Raw genomic sequence first — 17,555 nt, forward strand, 5'->3', positions numbered from 1 at the left:
CCACCGCTGACCGGCCGGCTACCCCCGCAGCGTCGGCGTCGGCGCCTCCCCGCCGAGCGCGAGCACCTCGGCGAACCCCTCGACGAGGCACTGGCCGAAGAGGTCCCGGTCGGTGATCGCGGCCGGGTCGATGTTGGCCCCGACACAGCACGTGTCGCCGTGCGTCAGCATCGTGATCATGGCCGCGCACCCGGGGCGGGGCGCGTACGGGTACATCTGCTCCACGCGGGCGCCGGCGAGGAAGACCTCCTCGCGAATGCCCGGGACGTTCGACGCCTGCAGGTCGTTGCCCTTGGTGACGCTCCCGGCGACGGCCGCGATCGCCGAGCCCGGCAGCCGCGCGAGCACCGGCGACATCAGCCCGATGTCGTCCGCCGCCGGTTCCGCCCGGCCGCGTGCGACGTCGCCTGCCACCTGCCGCATGCGGGCGGCCGGGTCCTTCTCGCTGATCCGGCCGGCGAGGCGCAGGGACGCGATCTTGTTGCCGCCGCCCTCGTCGTCGGCGCCACGCAGCGACACCGGGATCGCCATCCGGATCTCCTCGGCCGGCACTCCCATCGCCTCGTGGTAGCGCCGGAACCCACCGAGCAGGGCGGCGACGTAGGCGTCGTTGATGCTGCCGCCCCCGGCCTTCGCGGCGGCCCGGAACGGCTTGAACGGCAGGTCGAGCGCGACGAAGCGCCAGTCCGGCCCGCGCGTCGCGAGCAGCGGGGAGGCAGCCGCGCCCGGATCGCCGATCACCCGGATCGCCGACATCCCGAACGCCACCGCGTCGCGGGCCTTCGCGATCGGGTCGCGCAGCGCGGCGCCCGCCGCGCGCAGCACGTGGGTCGGGACCGACGCGAGCGCCTCGGCGTCGTGCCGGATCTGGCGACCGAGGGCGGACCACGGGCCGGGACCCTCACCGATCGGCGGGAGCGGCTGCGGCTTCTCCGGGTCGGTCTCGCGGTGCCGGTTCAGCAGCCCCGAGAGCAGCGCCACGCTGCCCAGGCCGTCGGTGGTGACGTGGTGCAGCTTGAGCAGGTAGGCGGCCTTCCCGTCGGGCAGGCCCTCGATCAGCAGCGCCTCCCACGGTGGGCGCTGCCGGTCGAACGGCGAGGTGGCGAGGTGCTCCGCGGCGGCGAGGACCTCGGGCCACCCGTCCCCCTCGGGAAGCGAGAAGTGCTGCAGGTGCCGGGACAGGTCGAAGTCCGGGTCCGGCGCCCACATGGGGGTCCCGAGCCCGAGCGGCGGCTCCACGACCCGGTCACGGAACCGCGGCACCATCCGCGTGGCCCACTCGTGCGCGGCGACCAGGCGGGGCCAGTCCGGGGCGGTGTCGAGCACGGTCAGCGCGACCATCGTCGAGCGCAGCGCGGGATCGGCCTCGGCCCGCCACATCAGCGTCTCGAACGCCGACATCTCGTCGGAGTCCCCCCAACTCAGCCCGGTGTCGGTCACTACGTCCTCGCTTTCTCCTCGTCCAGCCCCAGCGTCGCGAGGAACAGGCCCCGCACGTGTGCGACGTGCTCGCCGAGAGTCTCGACGCGCCAGGTGCTCGTGTCGATCGGCGGGTGCACCACGGCCCGCACCGTGCCCGGCCGCACCGTCTGATCGTGACGCCACATCAGCTCGCCGGCGTTCTCGAGCACGATCGGCACCATCGGAACACCCGCCTGCATCGCGATGTGGAAGGCCCCCTTCTTCAGCGGGCCGGGCCGCGGGGTCGCCGAGCGGGTGCCCTCCGGGGCCATCACCAGGGACATCCCGCCACGGACCTTCTCGACGGCGGGCCGCAGGGCCTCGCGCGCCTGCCGGATGTTCCCGCGCTCGACGAACGCGACGTCGGCGAGCTGGAAGAGCTGCCCGAACAGCGGCATCGACTTCGCCTCGGCCTTCGCGACCCCGGTGAAGTCGTGCCGCAGCATCGTCATGACGACGATCGGGTCGAGCTTGCTCTGGTGGTTGAAGACGAACACCGCCGGTCGGTGCGACCACAGGTGCTCCGCGCCGTCCACCTCGATCTCCACGCCCGCCACGCCGAGCGCGAGCTCCGAGCCGAGCGAACCGGCGAGGTTGATCGCGCGATGACGGGACCCGCGCAGGAGCCCGGCCCCCGCGGCGGCCGCCGCACCCGCGACGAACCCGCCGTAGAAGCCCAGAGTCCCCCCGATCGCCTCGACGGGCGGGACCGAGCCACGCGGGGCGACCGGCAGCGCGGGCCGGACCTCGTCCGGCTCGCCGATCACCGCGGAGTGCGCGACGAGGTCGAGCAGCGGCCGCTCGGACGCCGGCCCGTAGGCGAACGCGCTCGTGAGGTCCGCGTCGTGCGCGTCCGCCCACGCGGCCACCGCGTCGGCGGCCCCGTGTCCTGCGCACACCGGGGAGGCGATGCCGCCCACCAGGCCGTCGTCGGCGGACACCCGGGTGGTGACGACGGCGTCGGCGCCCAGCTCCGCGGCGATCGGATCGACCTCCGCGGCGGTGGCCCGGGAGACGAGCACGACGCGGTGCCCGCGGCGGGCGTGCCCGACGGCGAGCCGCCAGACCTCGGGACGCAACCAGGACGCGGTCGTCGAGCGGAACGTCGCCCGCCCCTCCTGCGCGACCTCGTCGACCGGGCGCCCCCGCCGCGACCGCACGACCCGCTCGACGTCGTCCGGGGTCACCTCGGCCGGCCCGTCCACGCCGGAGCGCACCTGCTCCGCGAACCGGCCCCACGCCGACGACGGAGCCGCGAACGGTGCGAGGGGAGAGCCCGCGAGCAGCCCCGAGTCGACGACGACGAACGCGGCGACCGACGGTCCACGCGGCGCCGCGGTGATGCGCTCGGCGAGGGAGTCCTCGGCGGGCGAGTGGGATCCGAACGGTCGACTCGGGGTCATGCGAGCAGCTCCTCGGTCAGCCTGTCCTCGATGCGCGAGAGCTCGATGAGCCGCTCGCGGACCTCGGCGATCTCGTCGCGGAACGCCTGGCGGGCCGCCGCCAGGTCCGTGTCCATGTCCGTGCCGGATCGGAGCAGGCCGCGGTTGTCGGCCAGGTCGAGCGCGGACGCGTAGAGCTCGGTCGACACCGAGTCCGGCCGCACCACCCGACCCTGGCGCAGCATCTGCCTGCCGAGCCCGAGGCACTCCCGTCCGAAGACCTTCGGGTCGACGTCCGCTCCCGGGTCCAGCTCCGCCAGCTTCGTCGCCACCACCCACTGCGCGTCCACGAACGAGCGCAGTGTCCGGGGAGCGGCGAGGAAGCCGGAGCGCTCCAGCAGGGCCGCGGCCCCGCCGGGGTCCTGCACACGCTCCCGCCAGTCCGGGTCGACGAGCGCGGTCTCGGCGGCGATCCCGTCGGAGAAGCGGCGCTTCGGCGGGAAGAAGAACTCGAACTTCAACAGGTCGCGCAGTGCGAGCGCGTCCTCCTCCGCCACGTCGACCGGGTCGCGCCCCGCCGGCGCCCGCGACGCCGCCAGCAGCGCGAGCTCGACGATCGCGCGGTCGACGAAGTGGTGGATGGCGCCGTTGCGGTAGAACGCCGCGACCCGGTGGCGGCCGTCGCGGATCGACCACACCGTCTCCGCGCCGCCGGAGTAGCGCTCGACCACCTCGCCGGTGACCAGCCGCTCCAGCGTCCGCTCGATGCCGTCCCCGGTCAGATCGCCGTGCGGCCCGGGGCGGCCGAGCCGATCGAGGTGGTCGAGCAGCGGCTCGGTGGTGACCCGGATCTGGTCCAGGGTCAGCGCCCGTCCGCCGGCCCCGAGCAGGGCGAACGTGACCAGCGCCGTCGGGGTGGCCGGGGTGGCGCGGTTGATCCCGTCGCAGATGCTGAACGCGACCTTCTCCAGGCGCGCCTTGCCCTCCCCGGCCTCCGCCAGCGCGGCCTTCAGCGAGAACGGCTCGCCGAAGCGGACCCGCGCGGTGCCGGAGTTGCGTACCTGCCCGCGGACGTAGCGGGCGAGCCAGCCGAGCCCCTCCGCGGACTTCTCCGCGCCGCCCTGCTCGGCGGCCATGGCGTCGACCTCGTACATCCGGTCGTAGACGAGCGAGGTGGGCACCAGCGTCACGTCCGGGGCGCGCCCGTCGTCCAGGGCGCCGGTGAGGTAGCTGAGCAGGCCCATGCGGGGACGGCGCAGCTTGCCGGTCCGCGAGCGACCGCCCTCGACGTACCACTCGAGGTTGAACCGCTTGGAGACGAGATGCGCGATGTACTCGCGCAGCGCGAGTCGGTACACCGGGTCGTCGCCGCTGGTCCGGCGGATGAACACGACGCCTGCGCGCTTGCCCAGCGGCCCGATCGGCCAGAAGGCCATGTTGTTGCCGCCGAGCATGGTGTTGCGCGGCAGGTCGTGGGCGCGCAGCACCTCGGCGAGCACCAGCGGGTCGGCGTACGAGCGGTGGGTCGGCAGGAACACCAGCGGCGCGGTCCGGCTCAGCTCGTGCAGCGGTTCGACCGTCTCGGTGTCGACCTCGACGTCCCACGCCGAGGCGTGCATCGGCGCGAGCGCGGTCCGGAACGCGTCGATGGCGACCGGACTCTGCACCGTGGCGAGCTCGCCGAGGCGCGCACGGGCGTCCGCGAGGAGCTCCTCGAAGCCACGGCCGGTCTCGCCGGTCAGCCCGCGCAGCCGCTCCCGGAAGCGCGTCGAGGCGACGATCTGCTCGACCACCATCCGCGGGACCGTGTAGTGGTCACCGATCAGCGCGCGCTCGGCCCGCTCGCAGGCGAGGACCCCCGCGCGGAGGACGTAGGCCGCCTGCGAGTCCTCCCGGGCCTCGTCGTCGTGACGGCGCCGCAGGTCGGACACCGTCGCCGGCTCGCCCTCCACCAACCGCACGCGGTCGGGGGCGTTCCGGGCGAGACGGCGCTGCCAGAAGCCGGGTGGACGGCGGTGCCCGAGCAGCGCGAGCAGGTCGGCGGGCTTCGGTCGGTCCGGCTGGACCCCGGTGCCGTCCGCCCACTCGGCGGCCCGCGTCGGCGGCAGCCAGGTCACCCGGACCGGCACCACCGTCGTCGTGGGGTCGGCGTCGAGCAGCGCCCGGTCCAGGGCCGGCTCGTCGAGACAGACCGGGGCTCCGGGGTGGTTCCGGGCGGCCCAGTCGGCGAGGAGCTCGCGCTCCGGTGCGGTCCGTGCGGAGCCGAGCACGATCACCCCGGTGTCGGTCCTCGGCGCGGTGGCGGCTTCGTCGACGCCCGCGGCCACGGCCCTACACCCCCGCCGTCTGTGCGTACTGCTTGCGGAGCTCGCCCTTGACGAGCTTGCCGGTGGCCGTCCGCGGCAGCGCGGTGGTGAAGTCGACGGTCCGGGGGGCCTTGTAGCGGGCGATGTGGGCCTTCACGTGCTCGATGAGCTCGCTCGCCAGCTCGTCGGTGCCCTCGTGGCCCGTCGCGAGCTGGACGACGGCCTTCACCTGCTCGCCCATCTCGCGGTCCGGCACCCCGATGACGGCGACGTCGTAGACCGCCGGATGCATCGTCAGGCAGTTCTCGATCTCCTGCGGGTAGATGTTCACCCCGCCAGAGATGATCATGAAGGCCTTGCGGTCGGTCAGGTAGAGGAAACCGTCCTCGTCGACGTGGCCGACGTCGCCCGTCGTGGTCCAGTTCTCGTGCCGCGGGTGCTGGGCCTCGCGGGTCTTCTCCGGGTCGTGGTGGTACTCGAACGGCCGCTGCGGGCGCTCGAAGAAGATCGTGCCGATCTCGCCCGTGGCGAGCTCGCGGCCGTCCTCGTCGTCCGGGTCGCAGATGTGGATGACGCCGAGCTTGGCCTGCCCGACCGAGCCCGGGTGCTCCAGCCACTCGTGCGGGGAGATGAGCGTGATGCCGTTCGCCTCGGTCGAGGAGTAGTACTCCCAGAGCACCGGGCCCCACCAGTCGATCATCGTCTGCTTGACGTCCACCGGGCACGGGGCGGCCGCGTGGATCGCGACCTCCATGGTCGAGACGTCGTGGGAGCTCTGCACGGACTCGTCGAGCTTGAGCATCCGGACGAACATCGTCGGCACCCACTGCGAGTGCGTGACGCCGTGCTCGCTGATGACCCGCAGCGCCTGCTCGGCCTCGAAGGTCGCGGTGAGCACCAGGGTGCCTCCCGTGGCCAGGACCATCCCGCCGAACCGCAGCGGGGCTGCGTGATAGGTCGGGGCAGGCGAGTAGTAGACGGTGTGCTCGTCGAACGAGAACAGCGGGCCGAAGACCGCGATGAACGGCTCGCCGGGCTCGTGCACCTGGCGGTCGGTCAGTGCCGGCTGGATGCCCTTGGGCCGGCCGGTGGTGCCCGAGGAATAGAGCATGTCCGCGCCGGCGGGCTGGTCGGCCGGCTCCTCGGCGCTCGCGGCGGCGATCGCGTCCTCGTAGGAGTCGTGCCCCGGGACCGTGCCGCCGTAAGCGAGGCGGCGGCGCACGTTCGGCGTGTCCGCGACCACGCCCTCGGCCAGCTCGGCCATGTCGGCGGACACGATCAGCACCTCGGCGCCGCAGTCGTCGACGATGTAGGCGGCCTCGGGCACCGAGAGGTGGTGGTTCACTGCCGTGATGTAGAGCCCGGAGCGGACGGCCGCCCAGTAACAGACGAAGACGTCCGGGCCGTTCGACGCGATGAGCGCCACGTGGCCGCCGCGCTGGAGCCCCTCGCCGCGCAGCACGTGCGCGAGACGGATCGACCGCTCCTCCAGCTCGGCGTAGGTGAGCGTCTCCCCGGTATCGGCCATGACGACCGCGGGTTTGTCGGGGGTCGTCCTCGCGTGCTTTCCGGGGTACACGGCGGTGGTCCTCGCTCGGCTCGGGGTCGGGTGACGGCGCCATCGTTGCCGACGGCACACCGTCCGCACATCCGCGAACAGCGGGAGAGACAACAGCCGAACGAGAGATATGACGGGCGTCACAGTACGCCCACCAGACGGACGCCATGGCGGCCACGTGGTGGGCGGCGAGGACCCGTCACGACACTCACGGGTCCTTTCGATGTCCGAATTGCCCCCCGGACGTGCCCCTAGCGGGGGACTTGAGGCACCCGACCGGCAGAACATCGGCGATCGGGGCGCATCGCGAGTCGGTAACGGTCGTTGTCCCAGTCACATCCCCCGACGGGTGCACGTTCACCCCGTCCCGCTCCCCGCTCCGCAGTGGAGGTCGTTCGTGTCCCTGTCTGCACGCTCCCGTGCCCTGACGATCGGCGTGCTGGCCGCGGCCGCCGCCTCCCCGGCGACCGCGTTCGCCGCGCCCGCCCCGGCCGCCGCCCCGGCTCCCGCCGCCGCGCAGCCGGCCGCCGCCCAGCCGGCCGCCGCGCAGCCGGCCGCCGCACAGCCGGCCGCGGCCCAGCCCGCCGCTGCTCAGCCCGCCGCTGCTCAGCCCGCTGCCGCGCAGCCCGCCGCGGCCCAGCCGGCCGCCGCGCAGCCCGCGTACGCCCAGCCCGCTGCCGCGCAGCCCGCCTACGCGCAGCCCGCTGCCGCTCAGCCGGCCGCCGCCCAGCCCGCCTACGCGCAGCCCGCCGCGGCGGCGCCGGCCCAGGCCGCCCCGGCCTCCCCCGGCGTGCTCGGCATGCTCATGGGCGCCCCGGCCGCCGCCCAGGCCCCGGCCGCTTCCCCGGCCGCCGCCACCCCGGCGACCCCCAAGCTCGACGCGCCGAAGGCCGCCGACGCCAAGAAGGCCATGAACAAGGCCGAGTCGAAGGCCTCCGACGCCAAGAAGTCGGACTCGAAGAAGGCCGACTCCAAGAAGGGCGACCTCACCAAGACCGCCACCAAGGCGTCCAAGGACTCGAAGGCCGGCACGGCCACCAAGGCCATGGACCACCACGACCGCGCCATGCTCAGCGGCATGAACATGAAGCTCTGAGCTACACCTCACCCACGACGATGCCGGTCCTCCCACCCGGGAGGGCCGGCATCGTCGTGTCCGGAGTCAGTGCCGCGGCACCGTGGTGCCGGACGGACCGCCCGAGTGGGAGAGCTTCTTGGCGAGGCAGTCGTCGGCGGAGTAGCCCTGCGCGTCGCACCAGGCGTTCGCCGCGGCCGCCGTCGGGAAGCCCTGCGAGTGCATGACGACCCAGTAGTCGCTGCCGTTGAAGACCGGCCAGTCGCCCGAGTACAGCATCACCGCGGACGGGTCGCGGGCCAGCAGTGACGAGTAGTGGGCGAGGATCGCGTCGTCGTCGTAGGTGATGCCGTCGGCGACCGTCCCGTCGCGCTTCGAGGAGAGCTGCGGCACCCATTGCCCGACGAGGCCCTCGGCGGTCGAGCGGTCGGACGCGACCTGGGCCGCGAGCGACGCGGAGGCCGACGACGAGCCACTCGACGAGGAGGCCGTCGTCGAGCCGCCCGAGGAGCCGGTGTCCGAGGACGCGGCGGCGGGGACCGGCACCCCGACCGTGACGGTGGGAGTCACCACGGGGGTCGGCGCCGCGGCACCGAAGATCACCGCTGGGCGCGCCGCGAGGACGCCGACCGCGACGAGGACGACCGCCACGACGATCGAGACCCCGGCGACGATCCACGGGACCGTCGACCGGGCGGGTGCCGCGGGCACGGCCGGGCCGACGGCGACCATCGACGCCGGGACGGCGCCGGGCGGCACGGGACCGTGCTGGAGGTAGGACGGCGGCAGGGTCGGGTACGGCGCGGGGTACGGCGCGCGGCCGGCCTGTCCCCCGGGCCCGAACGCCGGGGCACCCGAGGTAGCGGGCACCCGTGCACCGAGATCCTGGCGCGCCCCGCAGGCCACGCAGAAGTGCAGGTCCGGTACCAGCGCGGCCCCGCAGCGGCAGCGGCCCATGACGATCATCCCCCCGGCGAGCAGGCCGGATCGGTGCACCGGCCCTTCGCCGAATGCATCGGTGGGGCGGCGCCGCTGTTACTCCGAGCTGTCCATCGCGGGCGGCCGCTCACCCCTGTGGGTGATGCTCCGTCAGGCGGCCACGGCGACCGTGAAGCCCATGGCGCCGCTCGCCCGCCAGCGGGACGGGGGCCAGCCGCCCGTCCTCACGGCGACGGCTGCTCCCCGGCGAGCCGTGTGGCGCGCTAGGCAGTTGATCTTGCCGAGCGCGGCGTTGGCATGATCAACGATGTAGATGCCGATCGGTAGGGCTGTCGTGATCTGCGGTCGGTGGCCACGTCGGTGAGTTCGATCGCGACGGCGGCCGTGCCAGGCTGAGGCCATGCACACCGAGCCCGGCGCCGCCGTCGTCACCGGGGCCGGATCCGGCCTCGGTCGCGTGATCTCCCGGGCCCTGCTCGACGACGGCTGGCGGGTCGCGCTCGCGGGGCGGCGCGAGGACACGCTGCGCGAGACGGCCGGGGACGCCGAGCGGGCCCTCGTCGTCCCCACCGACGTGGCCGACGCCGACGCGGTGTCCGCCCTGTTCCGGTCCGTCACCGACACCTGGGGCCGGCTCGACCTGCTGGTCAACAACGCGGGCATGACCGGGCCGGTGGGCACGCCGGACGAGGTCGGGATCGACGGGTGGCACGCGACCGTGGGCGTGAACCTCACCGGCTCGTTCCTCTGCGCCCGGGAGGCGTTCGCGATCATGCGGGGCCAGGCTCCGCAGGGGGGACGGATCGTCAACAACGGCTCGATCGCCGCGCACACCGGACGTCCGGGCGGGATCGCCTACACCGCGACGAAGCACGCGATCACCGGGCTGACGAAGTCGATCGCCCTCGACGGCCGGCCGTTCGGGATCGCCTGCGGTCAGTTCGACGTCGGGAACGCGGCGACCGACATGACGGCGCGGATGCGCGAGGGGATCGTGCAGCCCAACGGCGAGCGGATGGTGGAGCCGACCTTCGACCCGGCCCACGTCGCCGACGCGGTCCGCTACATGGTCGGTCTGCCGCTCGACGCGAACGTCCCGTTCCTCACCGTGATGGCGACGACGATGCCCTACCTCGGCCGGGGCTGATCCCGCCCCTCCCGCCGGGAGGACACCGATCCACCCGAAGGGCCGGGATCCGGGTGCACGAGGGTCTCGTCGGCGCATGCTGGTCGCCATGACCACGGGTCCCCTGACGATCCACATCGGCCGCGACGAGCTGATCATCCGCAAGCGCTACGAGGTGGCCTCGATCGGCAACGACATCCTCATCGCGGTCTGGTTCATCGTCGGCAGCGTCCTGTTCTTCTCGGACGCGACCACCATCGCCGGCACCTGGTGCTTCCTGGCCGGGTCGATCGAGCTGCTCGTCCGCCCGCTGCTCCGCCTCAGCCGCCGGGTGCACCTCACGCGGATCGCGGGATCGACCGCGGCCGTCGAGTCCAGCGCGGACTTCTAACGTCGCCGGGTCGGCGGCCGGGGAGCGCGGACCCGGGACCGGTCCCCGGGGGATCCAGGGTGGGACCGACGAGGCGCCCCGGGGAACGGGTCGAGCGCGCGGGGTTCACGTTCACCTCGCTCGAGCCCGTCGCCATCCCCGGGCCGTCGGTGCTCAACCACGTGATCCTGGGTAGGTGCGCCGCGCGCACGTGAGCAAGGGCGCAGCCCACCTACAACCCGTACGTCTCCAACAGGCGCAGCCAGACCTCGCTCATCGTCGGGAACGAGGGGACGGCGTGCCACAGCCGGGCGAGCGGGACCTCGCCGACGACCGCGATGGTCGCCCCGTGGACCATGTCCGCGACGTCCTGCCCGACGAAGGTCGCGCCGACGATCACCTCGCGCTCGGTGTCGACGACGATCGAGGCGTACCCGTCGTACCCGTCGGCCTGCAACGACCCGCCCGCGGTGTTGCCGATCTCGTAGCTCACCGAGCGCACCGTCAGGCCGGAGTTCCTGGCCGACGCCTCGGTGTGGCCGACCGCCGCGACCTGGGGATCCGTGAAGATCACCTGCGGGACGGCGGTGTGCTCGGCGGTCGCGGCGTGGTGGGAGTACCGACCCCCGAGCTCCTTGCTATGGGCCCGGGCGACGATCACGTCGCCGCAGATCCGCGCCTGGTACTTGCCCATGTGGGTCAGCTTCGCGCCGGTGCTGGCGTCGCCGACGGCGTAGAGCCAGTCCCCCAGCACGGTCGTGGTGTCGTCCGCACCGAGTGCCCGGCCCGGCTCGAGTCCCACCGTCTCGAGTCCCAGGTCGTCGGTCGTGGGCCGGCGGCCCGCCGCGACGAGCAGCTCCTCGCCACGCACCTCGGAGCCGTCGTCCAGTGTCGCCACGACGTCTCCTCGGGTCGAGCTCCGCTGCGCTTCGTCTCCCGTCGAGCCATCACGCCGCACCGCCGTCATCGACGTGCCGAGCCGGACGTCGACCCCGTCGGCCTCCAGGGCGACCCGGACCCGGCGGCCCGCTTCGGGCTCGGTCGCGGGGATCAGCCCGTCGCCGTGCTGGACGAGCGTGACCCGCGCGCCGAGGCGCTGGTACGCCGTCGCCATCTCCACCCCGACGACGCCGCCGCCGAGGATCAACAGGGAGGCCGGGACGTCCTTGACCTGCGTCGCGTCGCGGTTGGTCCAGGCCGCCACGTCGTGGATGCCGTCGACCGGCGGAGAGGTCGGCACCGACCCGGTGGCGACGACGACGGAGCGCGCGGACACCGACGTCGTCGTGCCGTCGTCGTGGGTGACCTCCACGGCCCGCTCCCCCGCCAGGCGCCCGTGCCCGCGCAGCAGCGTGATGCCCGCGCCGGAGAGCCAGTCGGCCTGACCGGAGTCGTCCGGGTTCGCGAACTGGTCGCGCCGCGCGAGGACCTTCGCGACGTCGATCGGACCGGCCTCGACGCCGGGCACGCGATGCGTGGCGGCGAGCAGGTCGACGGGGCGCAGCAGCGCCTTCGACGGGATGCACGCGTAGTAGGAGCACTCGCCGCCGACGAGGCCCGCCTCGACGACCGCGGCCGAGAGGCCCTGCTGGTGAGCACGGTCGGCGACGTTCTCGCCGACCGGGCCGGCACCGATCACCACGACGTCGACGTCAAGATCGCTCATCCGTCCGCTTCCTCCTCGATCTCTCCGCTGGGGCCGAACCGCTCGACCCGGATGCTGTCGGTGGGCTGCCCGGCCGCGAGCAGGTGCGACTCCATCGCCAGGGTGAAACGCGCCGATCCACACACGAACGCGGTAGCGCCCGGGTCCGCGACGGCGCCCAGCACGGACCCGTCGAGACGGAACCCGCCCTTCTCCCGGGAGAGCGCCACGAGCGCCCCGGCCGCCTCGAGCTCCTCGCGGTAGGGCAAATCGGCGGCGGTGCGCGCCGACACCGCGAGGGAGAGCAGTTCCTGGCGCCCGACGTCGATCCCGTGGCGCAGCATCGACACCAGCGGCGCCACCCCGCTGCCACCGCCGACCCCGAGCGCCGGGGTGCGCCCGTCCCACGCGAACCAGCGCCCGATCGGGCCGCGGCACTCGAGCTCGTCGCCGGGCTCGACGACCTCGGAGAGGAAGCCGGACACCTCGCCGTCGGGGACCTTCTCGACGTAGAGCTCCACCTGGTCGTCCGACGGCGCCGACACCGCCGAGTACGACCGGCTCGCGGTGTAGCCGTCCTCGGCGCGCAGGCGCACGACGTAGTGCTGGCCGGGCCGGTGGATCACGCGGTCGGGGACGTCGAGGCGCAGGATCACCGCGAGGTCGCCGTGGTGGCGCACGTCGACGACGCGGGCGTCGCGCCAGACGGCGGCGAGGCGGCGGTCGTGGCCGGTCTCGGTCATCCCCGGCTCAGTCCCCGTCGAAGCGCTGCTCGAGCCACGGGTCCCCACGGTCGTGGTAGCCGTTGACCTCCCAGAAGCCCGGCTGGTCGTGGTCGAGCAGCGTGATCTTCGAGATCCACTTGGCGGACTTCCAGAAGTACAGGTGCGGCACGAGCATGCGCACCGGGCCGCCGTGCTCCCGGCTCAGCGGCTTGCCCTCGTGCTCCCAGACGATCCACGCCTTCCCGCCGGTGACGTCGGCGATCGGCAGGTTGGTGCGGTACCGGGTGGTGGACTCCTCGACGACGTAGGTCGCCTCGGGCAGCGGCTGGGCGATCTCGAGCAGCGTGTCCAGGGCGATCCCGGTGAACGAGGTGTCGAGCTTGGACCACGTCGTCACGCAGTGGATGTCGCCGCGGTAGGTGTCCTCGGTCGTGCCCGCGAGCGCCTTGAGCTCGCGCAGTGACCAGCTGGTCGGGTTCGCGACGAGCCCGTCGATGCCCAGCGACCACCGCTCGGCGTCGATCCGGGCGGTCGGCTCGGCGGTGAGCACGGGCCAGGACTTCCCGACGTCGTACTGCCCCGGAGGCAGCCGCGGATCGCGCTCGGCCTGCTTCCGTCGGCCCATGAACCCACGGGTGATCGCCATGCGCTGCTCCTCTCGAGACTCCCCCGGAGCGACCCAGCCTAGGGAGCGCACGTCCGGTTCCGCTTCGGTCGAACGACCGGCATCGGTCGGATCATCCCGGTCGTGGGCGTTCCGCCATGTGCGCCACATTGGGTCGTCCGACCGATACCGCAGCGGCGTCCGGCCGAGGACGATCACGGTCGTGAGCGAGCCCCTCGAGATCGACCCCGCGGCCCCGCCGTCCGGAGCAGGCTGCCTGGAGTGCGACCAGGACGGCGGGTGGTGGTTCCACCTGCGCCGATGCGCCGCGTGCGGCCACATCGGCTGCTGCGACTCGTCCCCGGCGCAGCACGGCACCGCGCACGCCCGGGCGGCCGGCCACCCGATCCTGACCAGCTACGAACCGGGCGAGTACTGGTTCTTCGACGACCGCTCCGGTGCCGTGGGCGACGGTCCCGAGATCGCCGCGCCGCGCCACCACCCGCCGGAGCAGACCACGCCGGGGCCGGGCGACCGCGTCCCGGCCGACTGGCAGCGCCATCTGAACTGACCGGGCCGCGGATCGCGGCACACTGACCACTCCCACCCGAGGAGGACCCGTGACCGAACCCGACGAGCTCGCAGGCGACGACCGCGACGCCGTCGACGACACCGTCTTCGAGCAGCTCGACGACGAGGACACGCTCGCCGACCCCCGCGTCCCCGACCCGCTCGACGAGGGAATCTCCCCGAACGAGCGGCCCCGGGGCGTGGACACCTGGGGCGTGACCGACGCCGAGGAGCTCGAGGGCGAGCCGCTCGACGGCCGCCTGCGCCGCGAGGTGCCGGACGACGACGCGGACGACGACGATGGCGACGAGCTCGGCGACGCGAGCGACACCGACGGCGAGCTCTACGACGACGAGGTCGGGGGCGACCGCGCGGGCCGGCTCGTGCTGCGCGACGGCGGCGAGGACTTCTGGGCCGACGACGTCGGGGTCGACGGCGCGGGTGCGAGCGCCGAGGAGGCCGCGGTCCACCTCGTCGACGACGATCGGTGAGCGCCCCACCCCGCTGGCCCGCTGGGCGGTCGCCGGGGCTTGGTGACCCGTCGGCGACGCTAGGCAATTGATCATGGAAAGCGCGACATCCCCATTGCCGCTCTCGGCATGATCATGTGCCTGGTGCCGCCGTCGTGTCCCCGGCCAGCCTGGTCCGGCCCCGCGACCTTCGCGCGACTGCTGGCATCCGGACGATGGTGACGGACGTCGCTGTCGCGCGGACCACGTCCACGTGTGCCGAGCGTGGTCGACGCGGCACCCTGCGGAGGTAGCCCCGATGGTGCGGCCGCCCGACCTCGACTCGACGGGGTCGGTTGTCAGGTCGGACGACCGAGCAGGTGGTGAGCACGATGATGCCGACGACGTCGGTGCCCTGGATGGGCAATCGCGTGGAGATGTGGCAGCTCGAGGGAACGGAGCTCACGGCCGTCGAGTGGCGGCGTCCGTGGAACGGCTCGATGCGCGGGTTCCGCGTGGTGAGCGAGGACGAACTCTCGATGGTCTGCAGCGCCGTCGAGGAGGCCACGGCGGAACTGCGCCCGGCCCCCCGCCTCGAGGGTGTCGCGGGCAACCCGCTGGACCTCGAGGCCTTCTTCGACGAGGTCCTCGACCGCTGAGGGCCACCGTCCGGCTCGCCTCGGGGCGAGCCGGACGGCCCTGCGGACTCAGCCGGTGATCTCGTAGGTGGGCGTGATGCGCGCCCGGCCCAGCGAGTGGAAGAACAGGTTGAAGCCCAGGAACGCCGGGGTGGCGTCCGCGCCCACACCGAGGTCCTCCACGTCGACGGCGTGCACCACGAAGTAGTAGCGGTGCGCCCCGTGCCCGGGGGGCGGTGCGGCACCGATGAAGCGGCGCGCGCCGGCGTCGTTCGCGAGCGTGACGGCCCCGGCGGGGAGCAGCCCCTTGTCCGGGTCGCCCGCATCGGTGGGCAGCGACGTCGTCGACGCCGGGAGGCCGACGACCGCCCAGTGCCAGAAGCCGCTGGCCGTCGGGGCGTCCGGGTCGTAGCAGGTGACCGCGTAGCTCTTCGTGCCCGCGGGAGCACCGGACCACGCCAGCTGGGGGGTCACGTCCTCTCCCCCGGCTCCCATGATGCCGCTGACCTGGGCGTTGGGCAGGGGCTTGCCGTCGGCGACGTCGGTGCTGGTCACCTCGAAGGTGGCGACGTCGGGCAGGAAGCTGTACGGGTCGGGCGGCTGGGGCGCCACGGTGACTCCTCGGTCTCGAAGGCGTTCGGTCCCGGGTCGCTTACCCCGTCCCGGTCACGCCCCATGCACGACGGGCCGACCGCGTCAGCCGCAGCCCCCGCCGCCGCAGCAGCCCCCACCGCCACCGCCCATGGGTGGGGGGCCGCCACCGCTGAAGGGGGAGGGCGGCCTCACCGGGCGCGTCGCCGTCCGGGCGCGGCCGCCGAGACCGACCGTGGAGAGCAGCTTCACCGTGTCGGAATGCCCGTCGGGACAGTCCGCGGGATCGGAGGAGCGCTGCATCGGCCGGTCGACCTCGAAGGTCGACCCGCATTCGCGACAGCGGAATTCGTACAGCGCCATGGACCGGAGCGTAGGCCGCTACGGGACCGCCGGACAGCGATTCGGGCGGACGCCTACTCTGGCCTCCCGTATGGGTCACGCTCGAGGCAGGAGATCCCGCCACGTCCCGGTCGCTCCGCGCCGGCGCGGGCCCCACGGACATCCGGCGGATCTGGCCGGAGCACGCTCGTTGCTGACGAGTGTGGGGCTCGGCGCCCTCGCCGTCCTCCTGCTCGCGGTGGTCGCCCCGGCGCCGGAGTCGGTGTTCCCGGGCCTGCCGAAGCTCCCGGCCACCGAGGCCGTCGGGGCCCTCGCGCCCGGGGACTACGTCGAGGGGGCCTGCGTCGCCCTGCCGCCGACCGGGCCCGACCGCGGGGCGACGGTGCTCCTCGACGCCGGGCACGGCGCGCCGGACGTCGGGACCTCCGGGGTGACGGGCACCGGCGAGGAGATCCCCGAGAAGGACCTGACCCTGCCGTTGGTCCTGCGGGCCGCGGACGACCTGCGTGCCCGTGGTATCCGGGTCGCGCTCTCGCGCGGTGTCGACGCCGTCGGGAAGCGACTCGGTCCGGGCGACGTCAGCAACGGGGCCCTGACCGACGAGGGCCTCGGTGCCCAGCTCGCCGCACGGGCCCGCTGCGCGAACCTCGCCGGGGCGGACGCCCTGGTCTCGGTGCACTTCAACTCCTTCGACGAGCCCGACGTCGACGGCTTCGAGACCCTCTACGACGCCGGCCGGCCGTTCGGCGCCGACAACGCCCGGCTCGCACGGTCACTCCAGGGCGCGATCGGCGCCGGGTACCAGGGAGCGGGGCGGGACGCGAACGACCGCGGCGTCGTCGGGAGCGACTCCACCGACAAGGCGTCGAACGCGGCCAAGGATCTCGTCCTGCTCGGCGGGACCCCGCCCGGCAGCGATCTCCCGCAGAGCGAGATGCCGGGCGCCGTCATCGAGCCGCTGTTCATCACCGACCCGGCCGCCACCGACTTCGTGCGCAGCGAGGACGGCAGGCGGGTGCTCGCGGACTCGATCGGCGACGGCGTCGAGGCGTTCCTGCGCGGTCCCGACCCCCGGCGCTGAGCGGTCGCCGTAGGGTCGTCGCCGTGGCGTTCACCGGATTCGGCGAGGCGGCCGTCGATTTCTACGAGGGGCTGGAGGCCGACAACTCCAAGGCCTACTGGAGCGATCACAAGCACCTCTACGAGGAGCACGTGCGCGAGCCGATGCGGGCCCTGCTCGCGGACCTCGAGCCGGAGTTCGGTGCCGGCCGCATCTTCCGGCCGCACCGCGACGTGCGTTTCGCGGCGGACAAGAGCCCCTACAAGGTCCAGTGCGGGGCCACCGCCGGACCGCACTACCTGCAGGTCTCCGCCGACGGGATCATGGTCGCGGTCGGTTACTACAGGATGGTTCCCGCCCAGGTGGCCCGCTTCCGGGCGGCCGTCGACGACGAGCGGCACGGCCCGCAGCTCGCGGCCATCGTCGACGGCCTCGCCGGCGACGGGTTCACGATCGCCGGGGACCGCCTGAAGACCCGCCCGCGGGGCATCGACCCCGAGCACCCCCGGATCGACCTGCTGCGCCACCGCAGCCTCTTCGCCTGGTGCTCGTGGCCGCCGTCGGAGGAACTGCACACCGCGGAACCGGCCGAGCGGGTCGCGACGACGTGGCGCCGGCTCGACCCGCTGGGCCGCTGGCTCGACGACCACGTCGGCGTCGACCTGGACGACGGCGCCGAGCAGGCCCGCCGCCGGCGCTGACGGCCCCACCGCC

19 protein-coding genes are annotated in these 17,555 nt (G+C 73.7%); 9 read left to right on the top strand and 10 right to left on the bottom strand.

What is annotated here, in order from left to right; genetic code table 11:
• Positions 1 to 18: 18 nt before the first annotated feature.
• From VGI02_RS22260 to VGI02_RS22275, 4 genes are read right to left on the bottom strand one after another with little or no spacing between them, the layout of a single operon-like run.
• Positions 19 to 1,440: a wax ester/triacylglycerol synthase domain-containing protein gene (locus VGI02_RS22260; protein ID WP_331630958.1), complete on the bottom strand. Its 1,422-nt coding sequence runs from the start codon at positions 1,438 to 1,440 to the stop codon at positions 19 to 21.
• A complete protein-coding gene (locus VGI02_RS22265; protein WP_331630960.1) occupies positions 1,440 to 2,864 on the bottom strand; it encodes a 1-acylglycerol-3-phosphate O-acyltransferase in 1,425 nt (474 codons plus the stop codon). The genes VGI02_RS22260 and VGI02_RS22265 overlap by 1 nt, the downstream gene beginning before the upstream one ends.
• Entirely contained in the window at positions 2,861 to 5,170 is a 2,310-nt protein-coding gene (locus VGI02_RS22270) for a glycerol-3-phosphate 1-O-acyltransferase (RefSeq protein WP_331630962.1), read from the bottom strand. The genes VGI02_RS22265 and VGI02_RS22270 overlap by 4 nt, the downstream gene beginning before the upstream one ends.
• Before the next feature lie 4 nt (positions 5,171 to 5,174).
• Entirely contained in the window at positions 5,175 to 6,728 is a 1,554-nt protein-coding gene (locus tag VGI02_RS22275; RefSeq protein ID WP_331630964.1) for an acyl-CoA synthetase, read from the bottom strand.
• A 376-nt stretch (positions 6,729 to 7,104) separates the two neighbouring features.
• Here VGI02_RS22275 and VGI02_RS22280 point away from each other — a divergent pair, with 376 nt between their 5' ends.
• Positions 7,105 to 7,803, top strand: a complete 699-nt coding sequence (locus VGI02_RS22280) for a hypothetical protein (protein WP_331630966.1) — start codon at positions 7,105 to 7,107, stop codon at positions 7,801 to 7,803.
• Between the two features lie 66 nt (positions 7,804 to 7,869).
• Here VGI02_RS22280 and VGI02_RS22285 read toward each other — a convergent pair whose 3' ends face one another.
• Entirely contained in the window at positions 7,870 to 8,778 is a 909-nt protein-coding gene (locus VGI02_RS22285; protein WP_331630968.1) for a hypothetical protein, read from the bottom strand.
• Between the two features lie 343 nt (positions 8,779 to 9,121).
• Between VGI02_RS22285 and VGI02_RS22290 the strand changes: the two genes are divergently transcribed.
• From VGI02_RS22290 to VGI02_RS22300, 3 genes are all read left to right on the top strand, one after another.
• Positions 9,122 to 9,868: an SDR family oxidoreductase gene (locus VGI02_RS22290; RefSeq protein WP_331630970.1), complete on the top strand. Its 747-nt coding sequence runs from the start codon at positions 9,122 to 9,124 to the stop codon at positions 9,866 to 9,868.
• Between the two features lie 88 nt (positions 9,869 to 9,956).
• On the top strand, positions 9,957 to 10,238 hold the full coding sequence (locus VGI02_RS22295; protein WP_331630971.1) for a YrhK family protein: 282 nt from the start codon (positions 9,957 to 9,959) through the stop codon (positions 10,236 to 10,238).
• A gap of 59 nt (positions 10,239 to 10,297) precedes the next feature.
• Complete coding sequence (locus tag VGI02_RS22300; protein ID WP_331630973.1) at positions 10,298 to 10,432, top strand: hypothetical protein; 135 nt, start codon at positions 10,298 to 10,300, stop codon at positions 10,430 to 10,432.
• 17 nt (positions 10,433 to 10,449) lie between these two features.
• Here the strand turns inward: VGI02_RS22300 and VGI02_RS22305 are convergent, their stop codons facing one another.
• The 3 genes from VGI02_RS22305 to VGI02_RS22315 are packed head-to-tail and all read right to left on the bottom strand — an operon-like array spanning position 10,450 to position 13,233.
• A complete protein-coding gene (locus tag VGI02_RS22305) occupies positions 10,450 to 11,883 on the bottom strand; it encodes a dihydrolipoyl dehydrogenase family protein (protein ID WP_331630975.1) in 1,434 nt (477 codons plus the stop codon).
• Entirely contained in the window at positions 11,880 to 12,605 is a 726-nt protein-coding gene (locus VGI02_RS22310) for an FAD-binding oxidoreductase (protein ID WP_331630977.1), read from the bottom strand. The genes VGI02_RS22305 and VGI02_RS22310 overlap by 4 nt, the downstream gene beginning before the upstream one ends.
• A gap of 7 nt (positions 12,606 to 12,612) precedes the next feature.
• Positions 12,613 to 13,233, bottom strand: coding sequence for a sulfite oxidase-like oxidoreductase (locus VGI02_RS22315; protein WP_331630979.1), 621 nt, complete (start codon positions 13,231 to 13,233; stop codon positions 12,613 to 12,615).
• A gap of 181 nt (positions 13,234 to 13,414) precedes the next feature.
• Here VGI02_RS22315 and VGI02_RS22320 point away from each other — a divergent pair, with 181 nt between their 5' ends.
• The 3 genes from VGI02_RS22320 (at position 13,415) to VGI02_RS22330 (ending at position 14,869) form a co-directional block, all read left to right on the top strand.
• Positions 13,415 to 13,762 carry a UBP-type zinc finger domain-containing protein gene (locus VGI02_RS22320; RefSeq protein WP_331630982.1) on the top strand — a complete coding sequence of 116 codons (348 nt, stop codon included), beginning with the start codon at positions 13,415 to 13,417 and terminating at the stop codon, positions 13,760 to 13,762.
• A 49-nt stretch (positions 13,763 to 13,811) separates the two neighbouring features.
• Positions 13,812 to 14,252 carry a DUF5709 domain-containing protein gene (locus VGI02_RS22325; protein ID WP_331630984.1) on the top strand — a complete coding sequence of 147 codons (441 nt, stop codon included), beginning with the start codon at positions 13,812 to 13,814 and terminating at the stop codon, positions 14,250 to 14,252.
• Between the two features lie 341 nt (positions 14,253 to 14,593).
• Complete coding sequence (locus VGI02_RS22330; RefSeq protein ID WP_331630986.1) at positions 14,594 to 14,869, top strand: hypothetical protein; 276 nt, start codon at positions 14,594 to 14,596, stop codon at positions 14,867 to 14,869.
• A gap of 48 nt (positions 14,870 to 14,917) precedes the next feature.
• Here VGI02_RS22330 and VGI02_RS22335 read toward each other — a convergent pair whose 3' ends face one another.
• Entirely contained in the window at positions 14,918 to 15,460 is a 543-nt protein-coding gene (locus tag VGI02_RS22335; RefSeq protein ID WP_331630987.1) for a YbhB/YbcL family Raf kinase inhibitor-like protein, read from the bottom strand.
• Positions 15,461 to 15,544: 84 nt separating this feature from the next.
• The gene (locus VGI02_RS22340) at positions 15,545 to 15,802 is read right to left on the bottom strand and encodes an FmdB family zinc ribbon protein (RefSeq protein WP_331630989.1); all 258 of its coding nucleotides are present in this window, start codon (positions 15,800 to 15,802) and stop codon (positions 15,545 to 15,547) included.
• A 169-nt stretch (positions 15,803 to 15,971) separates the two neighbouring features.
• Here VGI02_RS22340 and VGI02_RS22345 point away from each other — a divergent pair, with 169 nt between their 5' ends.
• Together VGI02_RS22345 and VGI02_RS22350 are read left to right on the top strand one after the other, a co-directional pair.
• On the top strand, positions 15,972 to 16,862 hold the full coding sequence (locus VGI02_RS22345) for an N-acetylmuramoyl-L-alanine amidase family protein (protein ID WP_331630991.1): 891 nt from the start codon (positions 15,972 to 15,974) through the stop codon (positions 16,860 to 16,862).
• 23 nt (positions 16,863 to 16,885) lie between these two features.
• A complete protein-coding gene (locus tag VGI02_RS22350) occupies positions 16,886 to 17,542 on the top strand; it encodes a DUF2461 domain-containing protein (protein ID WP_331630993.1) in 657 nt (218 codons plus the stop codon).
• Positions 17,543 to 17,555 lie beyond the last annotated feature (13 nt).

The sequence above is a fragment of the Actinomycetospora sp. genome, assembly GCF_036497245.1.
GTDB lineage: Bacteria > Actinomycetota > Actinomycetes > Mycobacteriales > Pseudonocardiaceae > Actinomycetospora.